18 protein-coding genes, 1 tRNA gene and 1 pseudogene are annotated in these 22,315 nt (G+C 49.0%); 13 read left to right on the top strand and 7 right to left on the bottom strand.

Annotated features, from left to right (window positions below):
- Window positions 1-108: 108 nt before the first annotated feature.
- The 3 genes and pseudogenes from ACR6Z4_RS30235 to ACR6Z4_RS30225 all read left to right on the top strand — a co-directional run bounded on the left by ACR6Z4_RS30235 (window position 109) and on the right by ACR6Z4_RS30225 (window position 3,110).
- The gene (locus tag ACR6Z4_RS30235; RefSeq protein ID WP_479721072.1) at window positions 109-1,779 is read left to right on the top strand and encodes a TnsA endonuclease N-terminal domain-containing protein; all 1,671 of its coding nucleotides are present in this window, start codon (window positions 109-111) and stop codon (window positions 1,777-1,779) included.
- Between the two features lie 119 nt (window positions 1,780-1,898).
- A pseudogene (locus tag ACR6Z4_RS30230) lies at window positions 1,899-2,249 on the top strand (TniQ family protein); the annotation flags it as partial.
- 51 nt (window positions 2,250-2,300) lie between these two features.
- On the top strand, window positions 2,301-3,110 hold the full coding sequence (locus tag ACR6Z4_RS30225) for a helix-turn-helix domain-containing protein (protein WP_479721073.1): 810 nt from the start codon (window positions 2,301-2,303) through the stop codon (window positions 3,108-3,110).
- Between the two features lie 119 nt (window positions 3,111-3,229).
- Here ACR6Z4_RS30225 and ACR6Z4_RS30220 read toward each other — a convergent pair.
- A tRNA-Leu gene (locus tag ACR6Z4_RS30220) sits at window positions 3,230-3,311 on the bottom strand.
- Between the two features lie 176 nt (window positions 3,312-3,487).
- Complete coding sequence (locus ACR6Z4_RS30215) at window positions 3,488-4,258, bottom strand: hypothetical protein (RefSeq protein WP_479721071.1); 771 nt, start codon at window positions 4,256-4,258, stop codon at window positions 3,488-3,490.
- A 433-nt stretch (window positions 4,259-4,691) separates the two neighbouring features.
- Between ACR6Z4_RS30215 and ACR6Z4_RS30210 the strand changes: the two genes are divergently transcribed.
- The 4 genes from ACR6Z4_RS30210 (at window position 4,692) to ACR6Z4_RS30195 (ending at window position 12,195) form a co-directional block, all read left to right on the top strand.
- On the top strand, window positions 4,692-5,018 hold the full coding sequence (locus ACR6Z4_RS30210; protein ID WP_479721070.1) for a DUF4089 domain-containing protein: 327 nt from the start codon (window positions 4,692-4,694) through the stop codon (window positions 5,016-5,018).
- Window positions 5,019-5,185: 167 nt separating this feature from the next.
- Window positions 5,186-6,598 (top strand): AtzE family amidohydrolase, encoded by a 1,413-nt coding sequence (locus tag ACR6Z4_RS30205; RefSeq protein WP_479721069.1) that lies wholly within the window; start codon window positions 5,186-5,188, stop codon window positions 6,596-6,598.
- A gap of 531 nt (window positions 6,599-7,129) precedes the next feature.
- Window positions 7,130-11,218 (top strand): PAS domain S-box protein, encoded by a 4,089-nt coding sequence (locus ACR6Z4_RS30200; RefSeq protein ID WP_479721068.1) that lies wholly within the window; start codon window positions 7,130-7,132, stop codon window positions 11,216-11,218.
- A gap of 566 nt (window positions 11,219-11,784) precedes the next feature.
- Window positions 11,785-12,195: a hypothetical protein gene (locus tag ACR6Z4_RS30195; RefSeq protein WP_479721067.1), complete on the top strand. Its 411-nt coding sequence runs from the start codon at window positions 11,785-11,787 to the stop codon at window positions 12,193-12,195.
- A 486-nt stretch (window positions 12,196-12,681) separates the two neighbouring features.
- Here the strand turns inward: ACR6Z4_RS30195 and ACR6Z4_RS30190 are convergent, their stop codons facing one another.
- The gene (locus ACR6Z4_RS30190; protein WP_479721066.1) at window positions 12,682-13,299 is read right to left on the bottom strand and encodes a hypothetical protein; all 618 of its coding nucleotides are present in this window, start codon (window positions 13,297-13,299) and stop codon (window positions 12,682-12,684) included.
- Between the two features lie 401 nt (window positions 13,300-13,700).
- Between ACR6Z4_RS30190 and ACR6Z4_RS30185 the strand changes: the two genes are divergently transcribed.
- The 3 genes from ACR6Z4_RS30185 to ACR6Z4_RS30175 all read left to right on the top strand — a co-directional run bounded on the left by ACR6Z4_RS30185 (window position 13,701) and on the right by ACR6Z4_RS30175 (window position 16,375).
- Window positions 13,701-13,907: a hypothetical protein gene (locus ACR6Z4_RS30185; protein WP_479721065.1), complete on the top strand. Its 207-nt coding sequence runs from the start codon at window positions 13,701-13,703 to the stop codon at window positions 13,905-13,907.
- A gap of 4 nt (window positions 13,908-13,911) precedes the next feature.
- Window positions 13,912-14,469 carry a hypothetical protein gene (locus tag ACR6Z4_RS30180; RefSeq protein ID WP_479721064.1) on the top strand — a complete coding sequence of 186 codons (558 nt, stop codon included), beginning with the start codon at window positions 13,912-13,914 and terminating at the stop codon, window positions 14,467-14,469.
- 346 nt (window positions 14,470-14,815) lie between these two features.
- Entirely contained in the window at window positions 14,816-16,375 is a 1,560-nt protein-coding gene (locus ACR6Z4_RS30175; RefSeq protein ID WP_479721063.1) for a phytoene desaturase family protein, read from the top strand.
- Window positions 16,376-16,483: 108 nt separating this feature from the next.
- Here the strand turns inward: ACR6Z4_RS30175 and ACR6Z4_RS30170 are convergent, their stop codons facing one another.
- Together ACR6Z4_RS30170 and ACR6Z4_RS30165 are read right to left on the bottom strand one after the other, a co-directional pair.
- Window positions 16,484-16,606: a hypothetical protein gene (locus ACR6Z4_RS30170; RefSeq protein WP_479721062.1), complete on the bottom strand. Its 123-nt coding sequence runs from the start codon at window positions 16,604-16,606 to the stop codon at window positions 16,484-16,486.
- Window positions 16,607-16,663: 57 nt separating this feature from the next.
- A complete protein-coding gene (locus tag ACR6Z4_RS30165; RefSeq protein WP_479721061.1) occupies window positions 16,664-17,500 on the bottom strand; it encodes a hypothetical protein in 837 nt (278 codons plus the stop codon).
- A 265-nt stretch (window positions 17,501-17,765) separates the two neighbouring features.
- Between ACR6Z4_RS30165 and ACR6Z4_RS30160 the strand changes: the two genes are divergently transcribed.
- The 3 genes from ACR6Z4_RS30160 (at window position 17,766) to ACR6Z4_RS30150 (ending at window position 20,367) form a co-directional block, all read left to right on the top strand.
- Complete coding sequence (locus ACR6Z4_RS30160; RefSeq protein WP_479721060.1) at window positions 17,766-18,449, top strand: response regulator transcription factor; 684 nt, start codon at window positions 17,766-17,768, stop codon at window positions 18,447-18,449.
- Entirely contained in the window at window positions 18,446-19,939 is a 1,494-nt protein-coding gene (locus ACR6Z4_RS30155) for a sensor histidine kinase (protein ID WP_479721059.1), read from the top strand. Before ACR6Z4_RS30160 ends, ACR6Z4_RS30155 begins: the two co-directional genes overlap by 4 nt.
- Window positions 19,940-20,175: 236 nt before the next feature.
- A complete protein-coding gene (locus ACR6Z4_RS30150; protein ID WP_479721058.1) occupies window positions 20,176-20,367 on the top strand; it encodes a hypothetical protein in 192 nt (63 codons plus the stop codon).
- A 197-nt stretch (window positions 20,368-20,564) separates the two neighbouring features.
- On the opposite strand, the gene ACR6Z4_RS30145 is transcribed toward ACR6Z4_RS30150, so the two are convergent.
- Together ACR6Z4_RS30145 and ACR6Z4_RS30140 are read right to left on the bottom strand one after the other, a co-directional pair.
- Window positions 20,565-21,560: a DUF6999 family protein gene (locus tag ACR6Z4_RS30145; protein WP_479721057.1), complete on the bottom strand. Its 996-nt coding sequence runs from the start codon at window positions 21,558-21,560 to the stop codon at window positions 20,565-20,567.
- A gap of 92 nt (window positions 21,561-21,652) precedes the next feature.
- The coding region (locus tag ACR6Z4_RS30140) for an iron-containing redox enzyme family protein (RefSeq protein ID WP_479721056.1) at window positions 21,653-22,315 on the bottom strand (663 nt) is incomplete at its 5' end.

Raw genomic sequence — 22,315 nt, 5'->3', positions numbered from 1 at the left:
GCTCCATAAAATACTACCCTTCACAATTCCGTATAAATTCTGGTATTATCTTCTGATAGTTCTCTTGTACTCTTTTCGCGTACTGCTGAGGGTAGGACTCATCGTCGTATGCTTGATGAAAAAAGTTTCGACCACTGGTGCCAATCTCTTGGCTTCAGCAAAACAGCCCGCGATGTTATAGAGCGTGTACGTTCATCCCCTCCATCACGGCGAGTGCAGAGCGGTAGAGGCAACGTCTCTGGCAACTATCCTAGCCGCAAAATGGGTGTGACCATCCAGTTTGAATCTCACAGGAATGAACTCGCTCGTATTTACGAATTAGAGCACGATCCCGATGTGCTGGAGTATTATGACCAACCCCCGTCCTTTGAGCTTGACTACCTCTCCAAAAGTGGACGGCGTAATCGCCATCAATACACACCTGACTTCTTCGTTATCCGACAAGGCTCAGCCGGTTGGAAAGAATGTAAAACCGAAGATGAGCTTAAACGGCTAGCTGAAGACAGTCCCAACCGCTACCAGCCGGGTGAAGATGGTCAGTGGCATTGTCCACCTGCAGAAGCCTATGCCTATCCTTTGGGACTCGACTTTCGTGTTTGGTCTAGCGCCGAGATTAACTGGGTATTTCAACAAAACTTTATTTGGTTGGAAGACTACCTTGGCTTGGATTCACTAAAACTGGATGAGGCAGCGGCAGCATCGGTCATAGCTCTGGTTAGAGCCAATGAAGGTATCACTCTGCTAAATCTGCTTCAGCAAGCTGAAAGTACTGATGCTGATGATATCTACACTCTAATTGTGAGCGAACAGATCTATGTTGATCTAAAAGCAGAACGACTGGCAAATAGCGATCGGGTGCGAGTGTTTTCTAGCCAAGAAATTGCTCAAGCTTTTCATCTCCTTACTCAGGTTGAAGCACCAACAGCTAGCAGTTCTGCCCAAATCATTCAGGTAGCGGTTGGCGCTTCATTATGTTGGGACGGCGAGATCTGGGAAATCGTCAATACAGGTTCCACCTCGATAGGCTTGTTGCGCTCAGATAGCAAGTTTGTCGAGTTGCCTAATATAGCCTTTGAAGCATTGATCCAAAATGGCAAAATTCAAGCAATTTCTAGTCAGGAGACTTCTACCAACAGAACAAAAATCGAAGAAATTCTTCGTCGTGCTCGCCCTGCCGATATCAAGGAAGCGAACCGTCGCTATGAAATTGTCCAGCCTTACCTCAACAAGGGTGCACCGACGTGCCCAACTAGAACCATTCGTCGTTGGCGTAATCAGTATCAGCAAGCAGAGACCCTTTACGGAAATGGCTATATCGGCCTACTACCAGACCATCAAAAGAAGGGAAACTACTTAGCAAAAGTTGATGAAGCCACTCAAACTTTCATGCAGAAGTTTATTGAGGAGCATTACGAAAACCTCAAGCAGCGCAGTAAGCTCCGCGTTTACCAAGCTTTTGTGAAAGCCTGTGAAGTCCATCAACCCAGGTTATCACCACCTAGCAGGATTACCTTTACCCAAACCATCCAGAAGCGGGCTGGGTACGAGCAAACCCTGAAGCGTGAAGGACGGCGAGCCGCGATTCAGAAGGAAGCTTTTTACTGGGAATTGGAACTGACCACCCCGCGACACGGCGATCGCCCCTTTGAAATTGTCCATATTGACCATACCGAGCTTGATATTGAGCTTGTTAGTGCCCTGAGTTCCTTAGCTCAATGCAATCTCACCTCTGGTGATGCGAATCACAAGTTAGGTTGTGCCTGGGCAACTCACTTATGATAATTGGGACTTAACTCAACCCATCGGTCCACCCCGCAATCATCTCTACAGCTTGCAGCCCATTGGTATTGGAACACCCAAGGTTGAGAGTCTAACAGGGTATGTGGCTAGATTAGCTAATGCTCATTGTGTTTCTCCTGGAGATCTTATTGCTCACAAGTGCAAATCGCTGGTTAAGCAACCACAAGGAAAGAGCTATTTGCATCAAGATAAGTGCCAGCACCGAAATTCTAAACGGGACTGGGCAAATGGCAAGAGATTTCGTCCAGGTTTTTAATTGCCTCACTCTACGCGAAGATCTGCTGTATCTTACGTTTTTGCAATGGGCTAACGTTTTACCTTCTAAGGGACTACTGCGACGTTTTCATGCTTGGTGTCCTGCTTGCTATGAAGAGTGGCAAGAGAACGGACAGCAAGTTTATATACCCCTCCTGTGGACACTGAGTACAATCTCACTCTGTCCAAACCACCAGCGGCGATTATTGCTCCAGTGTCCGCACTGCCAACGTCAGCTACCATCATTGGCATGGCATTCTCGACCAGGTTACTGCTCCAAATGTCTACAGTGGCTTGGTTCTGTTTCAAAGGCAGATAATTTACAGATTGATCCTACTGAACTGGAGCAGCAAAATTGGGTGGCTAAGAATGTAGAAGAGTTGCTCGTACACACCCCCCGCTTAGTGGAGCCACCAACACGAGTTAGTATGGCACGATCGCTTTCCATTTGTATCGCTCAGACTACCGAAGGGAATATCACTGAATTTGCTCGGAGATTAGGATTACTCAAGAGTGCCGTCAGCCAATGGCGCTCTGGAAAAGCCTTGCCGCAGCTCTCAACACTATTAAAGATTTGTCGTGCTCTAGATACGTCCTTGATTGATTTTCTCCTTGATCCAAAATCCTTTGACTGTATTAAATTGCTAGCTATAAATTCTTTTAATTCTCAACCTAAGTCTCAACAGCTTAAAAGTCAGCTTGAAACCGTTCATTTACAACAATTTCTACAAGCTGCCCTTACGGAAGAATCACCACCAACTATGAAAGCTGTAGCTGAACGTTTGGGATGCAGTGCGAGGTCCATTCGGCGACATTTTCCTGTACTCTGCTCTGCCATTTCGGTGCGCTACTTGAACCATCGAGATAAAATTCGTACTGCAAAAGTTGACCAATGCTGTCAAGATGTCCGTCAAGTTGCGCTTATGCTTTACAAGCACGGTCTTGAGCCAAGTCGTAGCCATGTTACACAATACCTTAAAAAACCAGCTTACTTCAGAGATCCAACAGTTGCTGCTGCCTTAGACACCGTGCGGCAAGATCTAGGCTTAGAGTAATTTTTAGATAAAGATTGTAAGCATAAGTTGACCAGGTGGATTTGTAAGCATAAGTTGTCCGAATTGGACAACTTATGCTTACAGTCACAGTAATCTATCCAGGCGCAAAGCGCTTTCAATGCGGATGAAAGGACTTGAACCTTCACTTCGTGAGAAACTAGAACCTAAATCTAGCGCGTCTACCAATTCCGCCACATCCGCGTGCGTATAGCTTATCAATCATACAGCAGAGTCAAAGCATTTGTGAATCTCGATCGCTTTTTTATTCACCCAGACTGGGGAGGCGACTTGTGAACCCCCAGCCTACTCCAGATAAAACCTCCCTTCCAGGGTCTTAAGCGCTGCTGGTTTTAGGGCTAAAGGTAATATCCGGTGCCTTACATTTCTTGGACATCTTGTTGGGGATGAGTCGGCAGCGTTAAATCGTCTGTGTAAAGCGTGGTAAAGCGATAGGAAAGCGAATGATTCCACAAGTCAATAAAGTCGATGACGGGGTAGGGTAACGATTTTTCGGTGGGTGGAATTTTGGCATCATCCATATCATAAAAATGGAATCGTTCCAGGAGTTCAATTCTAGACGGCTCTAAGATATTGGCTCGGTAGTTGCCTTTGGTATCTAAGTCTGAAAAGCAATACACCTGATAATAATTTCCGCCTAATACTTCTCGATATTGCACAAGGGCATAGATATCGACAGGGCGAATCGGTAGCATCAGGGCGATCGCCAATCGTTTTTGACAGGGCAGCATCGAAAAGCGAACGCTGCTACGAATGCCGTAATAGCCAACCTTATCGACGTGTAAAGGATACTTACGATACCTCGGTTGAATATGCGTTCTCATAAACGTCGGAATATCCATCGATTCTTCGGTAAAGGTGCCGATGGTGCTGACGTGAATATCGTAGGCAGGAACATTGCCCACATTATAAATTTCGAGTTGCAAACTGCCTGACTGAAAATCGGGTTGCAGATCGCAATAAATGTGGGGAAACCCGGTAATTTTTAATTGTTTTTCTAAAACAGCTCGATATAAGTTGCTCTCATGACGCATTTCTTGCAAGGTTCTGTGGGTAAACCAGGCGTAAAATGCTGTAATTGCCAGCAATAAAAACGCACCAACCAACAAAATAGTATCGACTTCAACCATAAATTATCTATCCATTGTTTAGATTGGGAAGTGCGTTGCCTCGCCTATTTTTGGCATCTGAGCCTGTTTAGAATCTATCTGAAAACTAGCAGCGACGGTTCGTTTTGCGGCATTGCTTAATAGGGGACGATCCTATGGATCTTAGGAACAGGAATTACAGCCATTTTCAATTGCTTAAGCTACAGATTTTTTGTTGTGTGCCGCGCGGAGCGCGGCACACAACAAAAAATCTAAACATATCCAAGCGAGAAGCGCTGTAAATAACGCCGATGATTGGTTGTAAGGGCGAACAGCCGTTCGCCCTTACAAGCGATTCAATAGTCAATCTGATTTAATCCACGATCCTTCAGCATCGATTTGAACGCGGTATTAGACGAATGTTGCATCGGGAATGGCAGGATGGATTTGCGTAAATATAGCGCTGTGCGGGTTGATGCAGTACGGTGTTGTGGGGCGCGGAGCGCCCCACAACACCGTTTCTGTACTGAACGAACGTGCACACCGCTATAGATTGGCATGGTTGGACTGGTATGGCTGGATTGATATGAAAGAGGAGGCTCATCGGATGGTAGATCGGGAACACCCCATTAAGGTTGAAGCATATGTGGATCAAATGGCTGAAATGCTGGAGTTGCCTCTGGATGAGGAATTTCGTCCAGGTGTAATCGATAATTTTGCCCGAACGACAGCGATCGCCCAGCTGATTTTAGAATTTCCATTGCCAGACGACTGTGAAGCGGCTCCCACATTTCAGCCTTAGGATCTTGTCGGAGATCCCCCTAAATCCCCCTTAAAAAAGGGGACTTCCGGACAATTCCCCCTTTTTTAAGGGGGGCGAGGGGGGATCAAATCCATTTGCCTGACGGGCTACTAGCAATTGGGTGCCGATCTCTTGTCACAATACATTTATACTATTCTTTATCCCTTATGAGTATTGACTTAACCCAGGCAGATGCAGTGGCAACTGCTGCGGCTGTTCGGGCAGCGGAACTAAGCGCAACAGCCGTAACCCAAGCCACGTTGGATCGCATTGCCCACCAGGATCCCGCGCTCAACAGTTTTACCGAGGTCATCGCAGATCAGGCACTCGCCAGCGCCGCACAGATTGATCAGGCGATCGCCTTGGGGCAAGATCCGGGACCATTGGCAGGGGTTCCCTTTGCAGTCAAAAATCTCCTGGATGTGGCGGGTTTGGTAACAGTGGCGGGTTCCAAAATTAATCAAACCCATGCCCCAGCAACCCAGGATGCCACAACAGTTGCAGCTTTAAAAAAAGCGGGCGCTATTTTGGTGGGCACTCTCAATATGGATGAGTATGCCTATGGCTTTACCACAGAAAATAGCCATTATGGAGCAACCCATAATCCCCATGACCTGAAACGGATTGCTGGCGGATCGTCCGGTGGTTCGGCAGCAGCGGTGGCAGGAGGTCTGGTGCCACTGACGTTGGGGTCGGATACCAATGGCTCGATTCGGGTACCCGCTTCGTTGTGCGGCATTTTTGGCTTAAAGCCGACCTACGGACGGGTGTCTCGGGCGGGAGCTTTTTTGTTTGTCAGCAGTTTCGATCATATTGGGCCGTTTGCTCGCTCGGTTCGAGATATTGCGCTGACGTTTGATCTGTTGCAAGGGCATGATCCGCATGACCCCATCAGCACAACGCGATCGCCTGAACTCTGTTTACCCCAGTTGTCGCAGGGGATTGAGGGATTGCGGATTGCGATCGCCGATGACTATTTTGCGAAACGTGCCCAACCTGAAGTGTTTGAGGCTCTAGAAAAAGTTGCCCATGCATTGGGAACTCGCCAGCGCATTACCTTGCCCGAAGCCCATCGCGCCAGAGCCGCTGCCTATGTGATTACCACCTGCGAAGGTAGCAACTTGCATTTCAAACGCCTTCAGACGCGCCCACAAGATTTTGACCCCGCCACTCGCGATCGCTTTCTCGCTGGGGCAATGATGCCAGCATCCTGGTATATTCAGGCGCAACGCTTTCGGAGATGGTATCGCGATCGCATCCGTGAGGTCTTCCAGGAGGTTGATCTGATTCTGGCACCGGCGACACCCTGCCCTGCCCCCTTAATTGGGCAAGAAACCATTGTGCTGGATGGCGTGGAAGTGCTCAACCGTCCGAACCTGGGGCTTTTCACCCAACCCCTTTCGTTTATTGGGTTGCCCATTTTATCCGTGCCGACCCAGCGACCGGGCGCACTGCCGATTGGCATCCAACTGATTGCGGCACCTTATCAAGAAGCCAAAATTTTGCGGGCAGCGGCACTGTTAGAAGCACAAGGAATTGTGGCAGCTCCCGTCGCAACCCCCTGCATCAACCAGGGATAGTACTACCCACCCAGAAGCGGGTGATGACGGGTTAAACAGCGGCGCTCTGCGCCGCTGTTTAATTTCTTACCCGTCCTGGCTGGTATGGGTGGGGATCAGTCTGTCATTGGATCTCCACAACGTGTTCCAGGAGACAGAGCCTCCGAAAAGCATTTCAACACGGGCTATGGGAACGAGGGCGATCGCAACCACCCTGTGTTTCCAACCCTATGCTTCCAACCCTGAACTTTCAGTTTTATTACAGCAATTTTGATCTGGCAGATGCCGTTATTTAGACTGTTGATGTTGTACGTCCTGTAAACAGCTCTTAGGCTGCTATAGAGCAATCCTCAGCCAATTCGCCGGTTATTCTCAGCGGATCAGCGGATTAAAGATAACGTGACTGATTTACGGGAAGACTAGACAGTATAGCGATCCCTTGTTGAGTCTGGAAAGTTTGGTTAGAGAAACCTCTATCTCTAGCCCGATCGCTTTCTTTAAGCTTTTGGGGGTTGCCTGACCACAATCCTGCGTTCACGATAGCGTTGAAACATGTTGACTCCTGTCAGTGCATTACCTCTGGTGGATCTATCAGCTGCGATCGCTCCACCCCCGTTGACATTGTCGCGCACAGATCGAGTGAGTCAGGCGATCGCGTTGATTGGTGCAGGAGAAGCAAGTTGTGACTTTTGCTGCGATGTCGATGGCACGGCTCGGCGATTGATCCAGGCACATCGCAGTTGTGTGCTGGTTGTAGAGGGCGATCGCCTGGTCGGAATGGTAACCGAGCAAGATTTGCTACGTCTGAGTGCATCGAGCCAACATTGGACAGATATGGCGATCGCAGAGATTATGTCGTTTCCTGTGATTACCCTCAATGCCGCAGATTTCACCGATATTTTTGTGCCCCTGAATTTATTTCAACAGCATTCCATCCATCATCTGCCGTTGCTAGATGACCAGGGCGCTGTCGTCGGGTTGTTAACCCATGAAAGTTTAGGAAAATTTCTACACTCGATCGATCTGCTGCATTTACCCACGGCTGCTGCCGTTATGACTACAGAGGTGGTTCATGCCTCCCCGTCTACTAGATTGACAGAGCTGATTCAGCTGATGACGACTCATCGAGTCAGTTCTGTAGTGATCGTCGATACGGTTGGGGCAGACTTGATTCCTATTGGCATCGTCACAGAACGGGATGGGGTGCAGTTATCTGCACTGGGGCTAGACTTTTCTATGATCCAGGCGCAGACGATTATGAGTACGCCGATCGAGTCGTTGACCGCAGATACGTCGCTCTGGGTGGTGCAGCAATGGATGGCAGAACGGCAACTCAACCAGGTGATTATTACTGACGCAGATGGCAGATTGCTGGGCATCGTGACCCAAACCAATCTGTTTGACAGCATCAACCCGATGGCGATCTATCGCATGGCAGAGCGCTTAATTCAAGAACGGACCCAGACCTGGCAGGCACAGGTCGGCAGAGAACGCTTGCTGGCTCATATAGCTGCCCAGATCCGCGCATCTCTCAATCGCTCAGAGGTTTTGGATGCGGCTGTCAATGCGGTTCGATCGTTTCTGCAATGCGATCGCATTCTTGTCTATCAGTTTGCCCCCGACTGGAGTGGTGTAGTGGTCGCAGAGTCTGTGGGCGAAGGTTGGCGACATTGCTTGGGCGATCGCATTGTAGATTCATGTTTCCAGGGAAAAGCTCTGGCGCTCTATGGCTCAGGACACACAAGCGCTATCGACAACATTCACACAGAAGGCTATTCTCAGTGCCATCTAAAATTACTGGAACCCTACGAAGTAAAGTCTAATCTGGTCGTTCCAATTTTAGTATCGGGTAATTTGTGGGGATTGTTGATTGGGCATCAATGTGCCGATTATCGTTCCTGGCAAGACGCAGAGCTAACCTTATTGGATGAAATTAGTGTGCAGTTGGCGATCGCCATTCAACAAGCTACCGCTTATGAGCAAGCTCAAACCGAATTGCTAGAACGGCAACGCACAGAAGCCAAGCTAAAAGCCAGTGAAGAACGCTATCGCCAGATTGTAGAAACCACCCTGGAAGGGGTCTGGATGATTGATGTTGAGAATCGCACCAGTTACGTGAACCCCCGCATGACGCAGATGCTGGGTTACACCGCTGATGAAATGATGGGCAAGACGTTGTTTGACTTTATGGATGAGATGGGGCAAGCCCAAGCCAAGCGTAATCTAGAGCGTCGTCGCCAGGGCATTCAAGAACACCACGACTTTCGCTTTAAAACCAAGACAGGCGAAGATATCTGGACATTAATTGCCACCAATCCGCTGTATGACGATGCGGGCAACTATGTGGGGGCATTGGGGATGATAACGGATATTAGCGATCGCAAGCGAGCTGAACTTGAGAAATTGCAGGCTGAAAAGCTCCGGGTCGAACTCACCATCTTAGAAGACATTCTCGACACGATTTTGGGTGGCTATTGGGATGCCGACCTGGTCAACGCTACACAATACATCAGCCCCGGCTTCAAACGGATGTTTGGCTATGAGGATCATGAGTTGCCCAACTCGCCCGAAACCTGGAAAACACTGGTGTTTCCGGAAGACTTGCCTCAAGCTTTCGAAGCGTACCAACGCCATGTCCAGAGTCGCGGCAAGCTTCCTTACTATGTTGAGTTGCGCTATCGTCACAAGCAAGGTTCGACCGTGTGGGTCATCTGCACCGGGCAGGTGATCAAGTGGGACGATGAGGGCAATCCCTTGCGGTTGATTGGCTGTCACATCGATATTAGCGATCGCAAGCAGGCAGAAGCCAGGTTAAAACAGCAAGCCGATCGCGATCATTTGGTTAGCACGATTAACCAACGGGTTCGAGCCTCCCTCGATCTCACCGAAATTCTCAATACCACCGTTGCAGAAGTGCATCAGGTTTTGCAAACCGATCGGGTCCTGGTCTATCGCGTCCTCCCCGATGGCACAGGCAAAACGATCGCCGAATCCGTTTCTCCGGGCTGGCCCGTAATTCTCGACATGGTGTTTCCAGAGGAAGTTTTTCCTCGCGCTAACTATAACCGCTATGTGCGAGGACGCATCTTTGCCTTGACCGATCGAGAAACGGGACCTGTTTTGGAATGTTTGGCAGATTTTTTACGCGATCTACAAGTGCGTGCCAAGCTCGTAGTGCCCATTGTCGAAAACGATACCTTATGGGGTCTGCTGATTGCCCACCAATGTTTAGAACCGCGCCAGTGGCAAACTTGGGAAATCGATGTGTTACGCCAAATCTCTAGCCAATTGGCGATCGCCATTCAACAGTCTCAACTCTATGCCCAGTTGCAACAAAGCCACAGTCAACTTGCCCATAGCCATCGAGAACTCATGCGCGCCACACAGCTAAAAGATGAATTTCTTGCCAATATGAGCCACGAACTGCGGACGCCTCTCAATGCCATTCTGGGGATGGCTGAAAGCTTGCAAGAAGAAATATTGGGAGCATTAAACGAGCGTCAGCAAAAATCAGTTTTGACAATCGAACGAAGCGGGCGGCACCTGCTGGACTTAATCAATGACATCCTGGAACTCTCGAAAATTGAAGCGGGCAAATTAGAACTGGATATTACCAACGTTTCAGTGGCTCACCTGTGCAAATCGAGTCTGAGCTTTGTCAAACAACAGGCATTTAAAAAACAAATTCAACTCAATCTCACATTGCCCACCAACGCTGGTGAGATTGCCCTGGACGAACGCCGCATTCGTCAGGTCTTGATCAACCTGCTGAGCAATGCTGTGAAATTTACTCCCACCGGCGGCCAGGTAAAGCTGGATGTTTATCGCGAACCGATCGAACTTAACCTGGCAGAGCGGGTTTCTGTAACCAGCCAGGCGACCATCTTTGAATTTCAGCCCGAACTCGACCCTTGTCGGCGATGGAGTCAGTATTATCTTTGTCTGGCTGTGATAGATACGGGCATTGGCATCGCCATTGCCGAACAAGGCAAACTGTTTCACCCCTTTGTGCAGATTGACAGCAAACTGAACCGTCAATATGAAGGCACAGGCTTAGGGTTGGCACTGGTCAAACAAATTGTCGAATTGCATGGAGGCGATGTCAGCCTCCAAAGCACGGTGGGGCAAGGAAGTTGTTTTACGGTGCGGTTGCCTTATCGATGCCTGCTCAAAGATGAAATGTCCTCGCTGATATCGTCAGGTTCCTCGATTGCCCATACGCCCGTGGCGATCGCCTCATCTCTGCCCTTTACCAACATTTCTACCCCAGAGAGTCACCTGATCTTGTTGGCAGAAGATAACGAAGCCAATATCAGCACGATGTCAAGCTATCTGGAGGCAAAAGGGTACCGTATTGTGGTCGCGAAGAATGGGCAAGAAGCCATTGACCTTACCCACCGCCACCGCCCCGACTTAATTTTGATGGATATTCAAATGCCCGGAGTGGATGGGCTGGAGGCGATGCAGATCATTCGCCAAGATAATCAATTTGCTCAGGTTCCCATCATTGCCCTGACAGCTCTAGCGATGGAAGGCGATCGCGAGAAATGTCTGGAATCCGGAGCCAATGACTATATTCCCAAACCCGTTAAACTCAAACAGCTAACAGCCGCCATACAAACTCTTTTGAATACGCAGTAACCTCAAAAATTATCGGTTCGATAGCCAAGTTTATGTATCATTTCTGCGGGCAACTACGAAATCGACATTGCTTAGAATCACACATTAAATAAAACCCAGAAGTTTATATTTGCAAGTAGGACGACGCCCCGCTGCCAGATATAAATCGTCGATTTTATTAGATCTCCGCTCCTGAATATCAAGATGAATTTGAACGTGAAACCTTTAGTTTCACGTTTATTTTTTAAAGCCTTATATAGCAATCCTATTTGATTTGTGAAAATGATTGGTTGTGAAAGCGCCCGCCCAAAGGACGGACGCTTTCACAACTGACTCAGGATCGCTATACAACGTTCAGAATCACTCTCAATTTACGGGAACAATCTTGAGTTCTTATTTAAGGATGAATCTTGCCTTTTAATAGACTGTTCTTTAGTGAGATGTAAGCCATAGAGGCAATTTTGTAGGATTCGATACAGTTGCATAAACGCCGATATTTAGTGAACAGAATATTCACAATTGAGGTGTGCAACATTGCCCAGACACCATCCATGATGAGTTGTCGAATTTGACTGGAGATTTACACTGTGAGAATCAATCAATTCAACTTTTTTGCTGCACTTTGCGCCGGAGTAGTCACCTTAAGCACATCTACCGTGGCACTCGCTCAAAACCAGCAAACAGGTCAGGCTACATTCGGCAATTTGATTGCTGCTCTCAACAATATCAGTGCTGAAATCAACGATCTCAGTGTATTGAATGATCTCAGTGTTGAAGACGTTCAAGTGGTCAACGTTCAAGATACCCTGAATGGCAACAACGTTGAGGCATTGAATAATGCCCTCAATCAAAACGACGTTGAAGTCATCACTCTTCGCGACACACTCAACAATAATGAGGTGATTAAAAACGCCTTAAACAACAACGATATTGCCGTCGATCGCGTTGTTGCAGTTGATGTTTTAAGCGGAGGCGACGTAGTTGTATTCTACCAATAGAAACTAGCAAATTCTAGCTCGATAAAATAAGCTCCTTTTTTCAAAGGGAGCTTATTTTATATAGCAATCTCGAATGGATTGTGAGAGGCTCACCCCGACGGGGTGAGCCTCTCACAACCAATCATTTTCACGGATCAAATAGGATCGCTATAGCAATCCTAAATCCGTTGTGAAAGCGCCCGCCCGAAGGGCGGGCGCTTTCACAACGGATCAGGTTCATGAATCAAATAGGATCCGCTATATTCAGTATTTTTCAGGATCAAAAATTAAATAAAGTCTGGAAATTTATGTTTGGAAATGTGGCGATTAATCATATCTTTACTATCAGCCAAACGCCATTGATGCGATACCTATAGCGGCACCCATTAGGGTTAGGACGGGGTGCAGAGGTGGACCCTGCGTGGGGGCACCGCCCCCACCCCTCCAATGTCCTGACTAGATTGCGTAGAACCGTAGCAGCCAAAGGGCTATATTAAAAGGGCTATATTAAAATCTTCGTCCTACACCCACCTGCACTCTTACAGCAGATGTGTCTGTGGCTTGCGCCGAGTTGGGTCTGAACCGAACATCGCCGTAAACCACCATGCCATCGCCGACGGAAGCTTCCGCACCTGTAGTCAGCACAACGCCGTTGCGATCGCCCAACGGAGTCTCTTCTCCGGGTTCGCGGACAAAGGCATAGCCAGCCCCAGCATAAATATTGGCACCATCGGCGATCGCCACATCATAGGACAGCGTTGGTAATACCGCTCTGACCGACTCGCCCATGACCACGGTTGCCCGAACCGAAATAGGGGCATTGGGCACATCTAACCGACCCTGATATTGCCGATCGGCAATCTCGGATGCAGCCTGATCGCCCGTTGTCGTCCCCGAATTTAGAGCTTGATTGAGCACACCGATGAGGTCGTCACTACTTTGGGTCAGCGATCGCAAACTCTCATTAGGGTTTTCACCATCGACGGTGACCCCGACATAACTACCCTGCATGCCTTTAGGATTGGCAGTTGCCGCCTGGGTAAACGGTGTCGTCAAAATTAATGTGCTGGAGAGTGGCAGAATTAACCCTGTTAATGCGATCGCTGTCTTAAGTGTAAAAGCCATAAGTTTGGGGGAGTAGAACAGTTCAGGTGGGTTTGCTACTTCCTTTCCTACAAAAACAATTCAGCCATTTCGGGATAGGCTAGGACAGTTTACGATTTGGCTATCGCTCAGAGAATTTAATCGCTACAGTTTATCGCCATTCTCGTTTATCGCCATTCTCAAGGCTGTGAAATCTAAGAAGTTGTGGGGGAGCCGCGCTCCGCGCGGCTCCCCCACAACTCCCGTCATCTAATTCGGTGCAAAGGCTGTAACGGTTGCCGCACCGCAATTTTATAGGGATACTCAATCGCGATAGAGCTGGTGAGTATCTACTAAGGATCGTGGATTGAATAAAACCCAATTCTTTTTGAGAGAGCGACGGCGGAGCCGTCGCTCTCTCAAAAAGAACTAAAGGTTAATGAATGTGTGATCCTCAGCCCAACCACAATAGCCCAACTATTGAACGGTCGGGAAACAGTTTGGCACCAGACACAGTCATTTTGCCTGGAAAAATCAACTGGCTTAAGCTATTAATGAGGGTGGCGATCGCCTGTTTCGGTGTTACCGATTATGGGGATGGATATGAACATAACACCAAAGATTTTCCGTTCACATCCATCCCACAATGAAGCAATGCCCCCTATTTCTGATGTGCTAAAAATGGTGAAGACAATGTGGTTGACTCGATCCCTATGCATCATCGGTTTGAGTACGATCCTGGGTGGCAGCTTATTGCCGTTGGTGGCGATCGCCCAAACGACTGACCCAACCCTTTCAGACTCAGGCATCCCTATTCCGGTCGAACAACCTCCTATAGAAACCCCGGTTGAATCTCCGGCAGCTACTGTCGAACCGTCCAGTCCAGCTGCCCCCAGCAACTTGTTGACGTTGACGTTAGGGCGAGTCGGTTCGATAGGCATTGACCTGAACCTTGACCCCCATGCCGTTGGCGGCTTGATCAATTTTGCTCGCCCCGGAGAAACTGCTTGCCGCGTCGGTGAGTTTAACACTGCCCGCAACACTAGCGGCACCGTACAAGCAGAACTGGTGACAGGCGACACCCAGGCAGAGTGTCCATCAAGCCCCGGTCTGGGCTTTCGTTTCGATGCCCAACCCAGCGAATCGGGGGTTTCCGGATCGTTTTCCTTAGGAGGCGATCGCGATGGCACCTTTCAAATTTTGTTGCCGTAAAGTAGACTTTTGCTACGCAATGGTTCATCTGTTGAGCTGCCTTCTACTATCAAAGTATGGGCGGTGCTAAGAATCATCAATCAATTAACTTGTAATTCTTTTTGGAAGAGAGACGGCGAAGCCGTCTCTCTTCCAAAAAGAATCAGGTTTAATAATTCCATCAACCCGTTGCTGGGGCGTGTTTTTAAACTCGCTAAGAAGTTGTTTTTTCGTGCGCGTCACGCATGAAAAACAACTTTTAAAACAGACCCTAGCATTTCCATTCCCCCATCACCGTCGAGAGCACTGCCCAGTTAGTCTCATAGAGATTTATCTGCAATCATGGCGATCGCCACAGGAGACTCCTATGGAAAGCTTCGACTACGTGATTTTGGGTGCAGGATTGGGCGGATTGGCAGCCGCTGCGTGTCTGACACGGCAAGGCAATCGAGTTGCCGTTTTAGAAAAACATTACTTACCCGGTGGTTGTTGTCATACCTTTGACTATGGCGACTACCGCTTTTGTGCCGATGTCCATTACATCTCTCAATGTCAACCTGGGCAAAGCATCGGGCAATTTCTCAACTATATCGAACGCGAGGTTGAATTTAATTCCCTGGATCCCGACTGCATCGATCGCATTGTCACCCCTGATGCTGATTTTCGCATTCCCCTCGGCTGGGAAACCTTGCGTAGCCGATTGCTAGATACTTTTCCAGATGAAGCTCCTGCCATTCATCGCTATTGTGATGAAATTAAACAATTACATCAGGAAATCCGTAGCCTGGTTCGTGACGTCCATTGGTATGACCAAAAGTGGTCTGATTGGTTGAAGTTGCCCAAGTATTGGCATCTATTCTCCAAGCGCACCTGGACGCTGCAAACCCTTTATGACCATGTTGGTTTATCACCCAAGTTGCAAGCTATTTTGGCGGGTCAAAGTGGCGATTATGCGTTGCCCCCCGATGAAATTGCTTTGATGACCCATACATCACTGGTTCAGGATTATGCCGAGGGAGCTTACTATCCCAAACATCATTTCAAACACTTTGTCGATACCATTGTTGAGGCGATTACCGATGGTGGAGGCGTGGTGCATTATTCTGCCCCGGTTGAACATATCGAAGTCAGCGATCGCTCAGTGCAATTTGTTATGGCAGCGGGTGTTAGCTATACCGCAACCCAAGCCTATATCAGTGATTTAGACCCCAAACTCACTGTGCAGTTGATGCACACGGCTGATTCATTGAGTACTAAAGAACGCGATCGCCTTACCCGCTATGAATATTCTGCCAGTGCCTTCAACATCTATCTGGGGTTAGATAGCCGTTTTGATCCACATCGGTATGGGATTGGCAATTGGAATATTTGGTACTATCCCACGGGTGATTTGAATCAGGAATATCATCAGCAATTGCAAGGCAACTTGCAACATCCCTGGATCTTTTTGTCGTGCCCTACCATGAAATCTCAAGAGCCAGGAATGGCTCCCGATGGGCATCATGTTTTAGAAATTGCCACTGTTTGCCCCTACGAACCCTTCAAACACCTGTATGAAACAGATCTGAAAGCCTACAAAGCGAAGAAGCGAGAGGTTTATCAATCACTGATGACCAGTGTGCGCGATTTGATTCCTGATGTAGATGCCTATGCTCGCATGAAGGTCTATGGCACACCCACCACCAGCGAATACTTCTTGGGACAACCCCAGGGCAATATTTACGGTGCCAAACTGGTACCCCGTCAGGTCGGGTTAAATCGCCTGGGCTATACCACCGAGTTACCCAACCTGTTTTTGGTTGGAGCCAGTGCGGGCTATCCCAGCGTCCCCGGTGTGATTGGCAATGGCATGGATGTGGCAGAAATGATTACAGGACAACCCGTGTGGGGGACTTCTAGATCAGTCAAACAGTTAGTCACCCATTAGACATAGCAGCTGAATAGCTGGTTAGGATAAGGGCGCGGGGGCTGTGCCTCCGAACAGGGGTTCCACCTCTGCACCCCGTTTTAATTAATTATTCAATTGCTATAGGTATCAGTCTATCCAACGTCCGCAACCCAGCAGTTTATAAACTGCCGGGTTGCCTTTGGCGATCGCTTTGACAACGCTGAGTGGCGATCGCACACCCATCAATCCGATTAAAAATACCAACAGCATAATAGGTCTGACGATTCAGCGGTGCGTGCCGAGGGCACGCACCGCTGAATTAGCAGGTTATTGGTCTTGTTGAGGGGCTGGTTGTTGGCGATCGCCCCCCCGGTGAGGAATTCCTAAAGCATTCATCAGCTCGTCTTGCGTTACCCCCAATTGATCTGCTGCTGCTGCAAAATCGGGGCGAGGTAGACGAGTAGGGTTGCCATTGGCATCCGTAGGCGGCTGATCGGGTACACCCAAAGCATCCTTTAAGGCGTCTTCTGATACCCCCAGTCGGGCAGCCGCTGCCGCAAAATCAGGACCCCGATGGTGAGGCGGTATCCCCAGAGCAGTCATCAATGCGTCTTGCGTCACGCCTAACTCATTCGCCGCCGCCGCAAAGTCAGGACGGGGCAGTGGCATAGGGTTGCCATTGGCATCGGTGGGCGGTTGATCCGGCACATCCAGGGCATCTCTTAAGGCTTGTTCCGATACCCCAAGTTGAGCGGCAGCGGCAGCAAAATCCGGGCCTCGACGATGAGACGGTATCCTCAAGGCACTCATCAAGGCATCTTGCGTCACACCTAGCTCATTCGCCGCCGCCGCAAAGTCAGGACGGGGCAGTGGCATAGGGTTGCCATCGGCATCCGTGGGGGGCTGGTCGGGCACACCCAGAGCATCCTTTAAGGCTTGTTCCGATACCCCAAGTTGAGCGGCAGCGGCGGCAAAATCGGGACCCCGATGCCCCAGGCATCGTCCTTGCCCCATCCCCCTTTGCAGACCGTCAGGGCGATCGGATGACTGAGCCACCAGACTGGTCTGATTTGAGGACGCGATCGCTGGCACGATGAAGCTCGCACAACCCAGCACCAGCGGTATCGTAGACAATAACCATAGCGATCGTTGATTCATCTTCATTCCGTTACGCTCCTTAAATCAGGTCTATTTATTGGATGAGGTCTATACTTCGATTGAGCCAGTGAAATATAACAGCTGATGTTGGCTCTGAATTACAGTTTTGTAATCTTGCTGAGCGATCGCTCAACCTATGGCTCTACGCAATTTAGTTAAGACATTAGGGGGGTGGGGGCGGTGCCCCCACGCAGGGGTTTCACCCCTGCACCCCGTCCTAACCCTAATGCATACCGCTATACAATGAAGCCGAGCGTTGTAGAGTTTGCCAATGCATATCCTGTTAGTTGAAGATGAAGCAAAAATCGCCGACTTTGTTCAGGCAGGGCTAAAAGAACAAGGGTTTGTGGTGGACTATTGCGATAACGGCGATGATGGCTATCTGCGGGCGATCGAACAGGCATATGATGCCATCGTGCTCGACATTATGGTGCCGGGAAAGGATGGCTTGGCGATTTTGAAACAGTTGCGGCGGGCAGGCAACAATATTCCGGTGATTTTGTTGACGGCTCGGAATGAGTTGGATGATCGGCTAGAAGGGTTGAATCTGGGAGCCGATGACTACATTGCCAAACCGTTTTTTGTCGAAGAATTAGTAGCGCGAATTCATGCCGTTGTCCGACGCAGTCTGGGCGATCGCCAAAATGTATTATCCGTCGGACCACTCAAGCTCGATCGGATTAGCCGTGAAGTCACCTGCACCCAACATATAGTAGAACTGACCAGCCGCGAATTTAACCTGCTGGAATATTTAATGCGATCGCCAGGGCGCGTCTTTACCCGTACCCAAATTCTAGAACATGTTTGGGGCTATGACTTTTCTCCCAATACCAATGTCGTCGATGTCTGCATCCAGCGGATTCGCAAAAAAATTGAGCCGATTGGTGGCACAGGTTGGATCGAAAGTGTTCGGGGGGTAGGCTATCGATTTCGCAAGCCGGAGACCGGGCTATGAAACTGCGATCGTTTCGATTGCGGATTGCTGTTTTGTCGGCAGCGTTGGCAGGGACTGCCCTGGTTGGGTTTGGTGCAATTTCAGCATGGTTGATTTACGATGCCAAAGTCAGTAGCCTCGATGCCAAGCTCGAAAATCAATTAATCCGGGCATGGCGTCTGCGAAATCCAGAGCATTGGCAACGGTTTCAAACGGAGTTGTCGCGCGACTTGGGCATTGATCAAACCATCCCGATTGCCGCCTGGGTTCGAGATTTTCAGAGCAACACCCTCTATCGCTCTGATCAATGGCCTGCTGACCCGAAACTAGAAGCCTGGTTGCAGTCTTTACCTCGTCCATCAGTGCCATTTCTACCCCCTCCAGATGAACCGATTTTGCCACCAGCATCTGACCCGCAACGACCGAGACGAGACGAGTTTCGCCGACCGGATCCAATTCCACTGGGGAGAATGCCTGAGCCTCGTTTTGTCACGCAAGCGACACCTACAGGGGTTTGGCGAGTAGCGGCGATCGCCTTTCCCGATCGCCAGGTGGCGATCGCCGTTAGCCTCGAAGGCATTGATCAAGAAATGGCAGTGATTCGCAATATTTTTCTATTTGCGATTCCGGGTGTATTAGTATTGGTTGCCGCAGGGGCATGGGGGTTAGCAGGCAGTGCGCTCGAACCTGTGCGACGACTGACAGATGCGATCGCTGGCGTGACAATTAAAGGGCTAGATCAACGAGTGCCCAGCGCGTCGATCGATATGGAATTTGTCGAATTAATTCATGTGTTCAACCAGATGCTAGAACGCTTGGAGCGTAGCTTCAAACAAGCGTCTCGTTTTAGTGCCGATGCTGCCCACGAACTCAAAACACCCCTGGCAATTTTGCAGGGGGAACTGGAACGCACGCTGCAACAAGTCGAGAGTGGATCGGCATTGCAACAACGATTGAGTCACCTGCTCGATGAAGTTCGGCGGCTGAGTGAAATTGTCCGTAAACTGCTGTTGCTATCACGGGCAGATGCCGGACAAATGCGGTTAAATCTGGTAGCAGTGAACCTGTCAGACCTTTTGGCAAACCTCGAAGAAGATCTGGATTTAATTGCCCCTGATCTCACCGTTCAAACCGATATTGCAGAAGGCTTGTGGGTCAAAGGCGATCGCGATTTGTTGACCCAGGTTTTACAAAATCTACTGAGCAATGCGATCAAATACAATCTGCCCGACGGGTGGCTAAACCTTCAAGCCAGTCAACAATCTGCGGAGGTCTGCGTCACCTTAATTAATGCGTCTAATGATATTCCCCTAAGCGATCGCGATCGCATTTTCGATCGGTTTCATCGAGCCGATCCAGCCCGAACCCGTAAGGTTGAGGGCACAGGTTTGGGGTTAAACCTCTCCTGGGAAATCGTCAAGGCACACGGAGGCACCTTAAAACTCGACCCCACCCCATCTGGGCAAACCTCCTTTACCCTGCGATTGCCGATGCATCGTCAACAACCGTAATTTATTTAGATACGAAGCGCTATAAACAAGTGAACCTGTGACTCTTTTTGGGAGCGCCACGGCAGAGCCGTCGCGCTCCCAAAAAGGGTTAGGTCTTAATTCAATCCACGATCCCGATCCAGATTTGGCTTAAGTTCTGGCTTAAGAGCCTAAAGATCGGTGGTTGAATTCGTGTGAAACTGGCACACTAGGGTCATAAGCTACCCCAAAAGAATCGGTTCCTGAATATCGAAGTTATGGACACTAGAAATAATACCGGCAGTCATGCGTTGTTTATGCCGATCGCAGAGCGCTTAAATCGCTTTTTATCCTTGAAGAATAGCTTACTGACTGACAAAGAGGTAACGCCTGCTAAAGCAGGATTTGATCAGTTTACGAAGATTATTCAACCCTCTAGCGACCCTCAGCCCGAAGGCATTGAGCAGTAATCGTCATAGCAATTTACAGCCATCTTCAATTGTTTAGGATCCGGATTAAATAATTCCTATCCGTCAAGTGCTCTGTAGGGGCGCACCGCTGTGCGCCCTTACCCAAGAATTACGGGTTATTAAATCCATGATCCTTAAGTTACAGGTTTTTGGTGTGGGTGCCGCGCTGCGTGCGACACTCACACTAAGCGCCACCGCTAGATTAAGCCTTCTGGTTCTGAGTGCGTAGCGTTATAGTGACTCGGTTGAGCAGAGTGCTGACGCAATTCTAAATATCGGTGCAAATATTCTGCAATCACCCCATGCAACAACAAATCGTGAGCCGCATCAAATGGGCTGTTGGGCGCTAACGGGTGACGGTTAGTTACCACATGATTCCAGTCATAGTCGCCTGTGATCAGGCTGACATAGATGGCAAAATTCTCATCAAACTGAAGCGATAGCACCGCCCGTTCAAATTCGTCGCAGGTCAGCCACAGGGAATAGAACACTTTAAATAGCTCGATCGCAGACTCTAAATCCAATACATTCAGCCAGCGTCGAGAAAAATCGACTTCGACCGTGACGGGTTGAATGCTATCAAAATTCAATACTCGTTCTTCGACCTGCTGTGCCCATTGCGGATTAGTTCGCATGGCTTCGGCATAGTCCAGCACAAAGTTATAAAGAATTAAATCGTGCTCTAAAAAAGCGTTATCTGCCAGATCGGCAACGGTGCGAGGGTATAGTTTGGACTTCTCAATGCTTGGGTCGGGTCCATTATCAATCAAGAAATTGACGATATTCGAACCCAGGCAGATATGCCGCACAATTAAATAACAGGCTTCCGGTGAGACAAAGTGTTGCAAAAAGAAAGCGGCGGCTTTGTGCATCAGATCATAGTTACTGAACTGGAAGGGCAATAACCGTTTTACCGTCATGATCACTGCCAACAGCAGATTAGCGATGAGCCGAATCGGGTTCAGCAAATAGATCCGCGTCCAGTTGCGCAAGTCCTTAATCATGTAAGCTTTGGCAATTGGATCAACAGGAATGGCTTGATCCGCATACAACGCATCCCAGGCATTGGGATTTTGGCGATCGCGGGGTTCCGGTTTATAACCAGGGCTGATGGTCTTAGAAGAAGTAAGGCGATCGCCGACCTCCTCCGCAACCTCAACTTGAAAATTTGCCTTCTGCATCGAAACGTTCACAGTAGCCTCCTAAAAATTCACCTAGCCATCGGCTGTTTTCTCATAGATCTCAGGGGATCGGGATCAGCCGCGTGAAACGCGGCTGATTCTTACTAATCAAGCGCGATCTGGATTTCTTCCAGTTGCAGCAAATATAACCGCGCCGTCACCTGGGCTGTTTTGACAATCCGTTGAGCGATCTCCGGTGTCATCCAATCGGCATGGATCAGCGCATCCAATTTGCCAATGTGAGATTCGTCATTTTCTCCGTGATACGCCAGAAATGACACCTGTTCCGGTTTTAGATGCAACGTTTGCCGAATCTGCTCTGCCCATTGCCCTGCTAAGCGATTGCCCAACCCCTCGATGATGAACATACTGCCAATCAGATCGACTGGATTTTCTCGCGATGCTTGATGAAAAATAAATGCAGATAATGCCTCACTGCCAATATTTTTTTCTGCTTGAACGATTTCCTCTAGAATGCCCCCAACCGACACATAATTGCGCTCTAGCATTTGATAGTCGCGGTGTTCGTCTTGAGCATGACCAATAAATGTCGATCGCAAGCGAAAGTCAGTCATGTTCGATGCTGCGCGAGCAATCCAGCGGGCACCCTCCACCACTTGCGGTCGGAGATTACACAACATTGCTTTGTAATCGGCGATCGTAAAGTCACCCCGATGCAACTTGCGTACAATCGGCACCGACCGGATCTTGCGCTCAAATTCCAACCACACCATCGTCAGTTGACGTAAGAGTTCGGCAGCAACTTC

Source organism: Calyptranema fuscum S582 (genome assembly GCF_055793305.1).
Note: the sequence above shows the minus strand (reverse complement) of the source record. Positions and strands in the feature narration are given on the sequence as shown.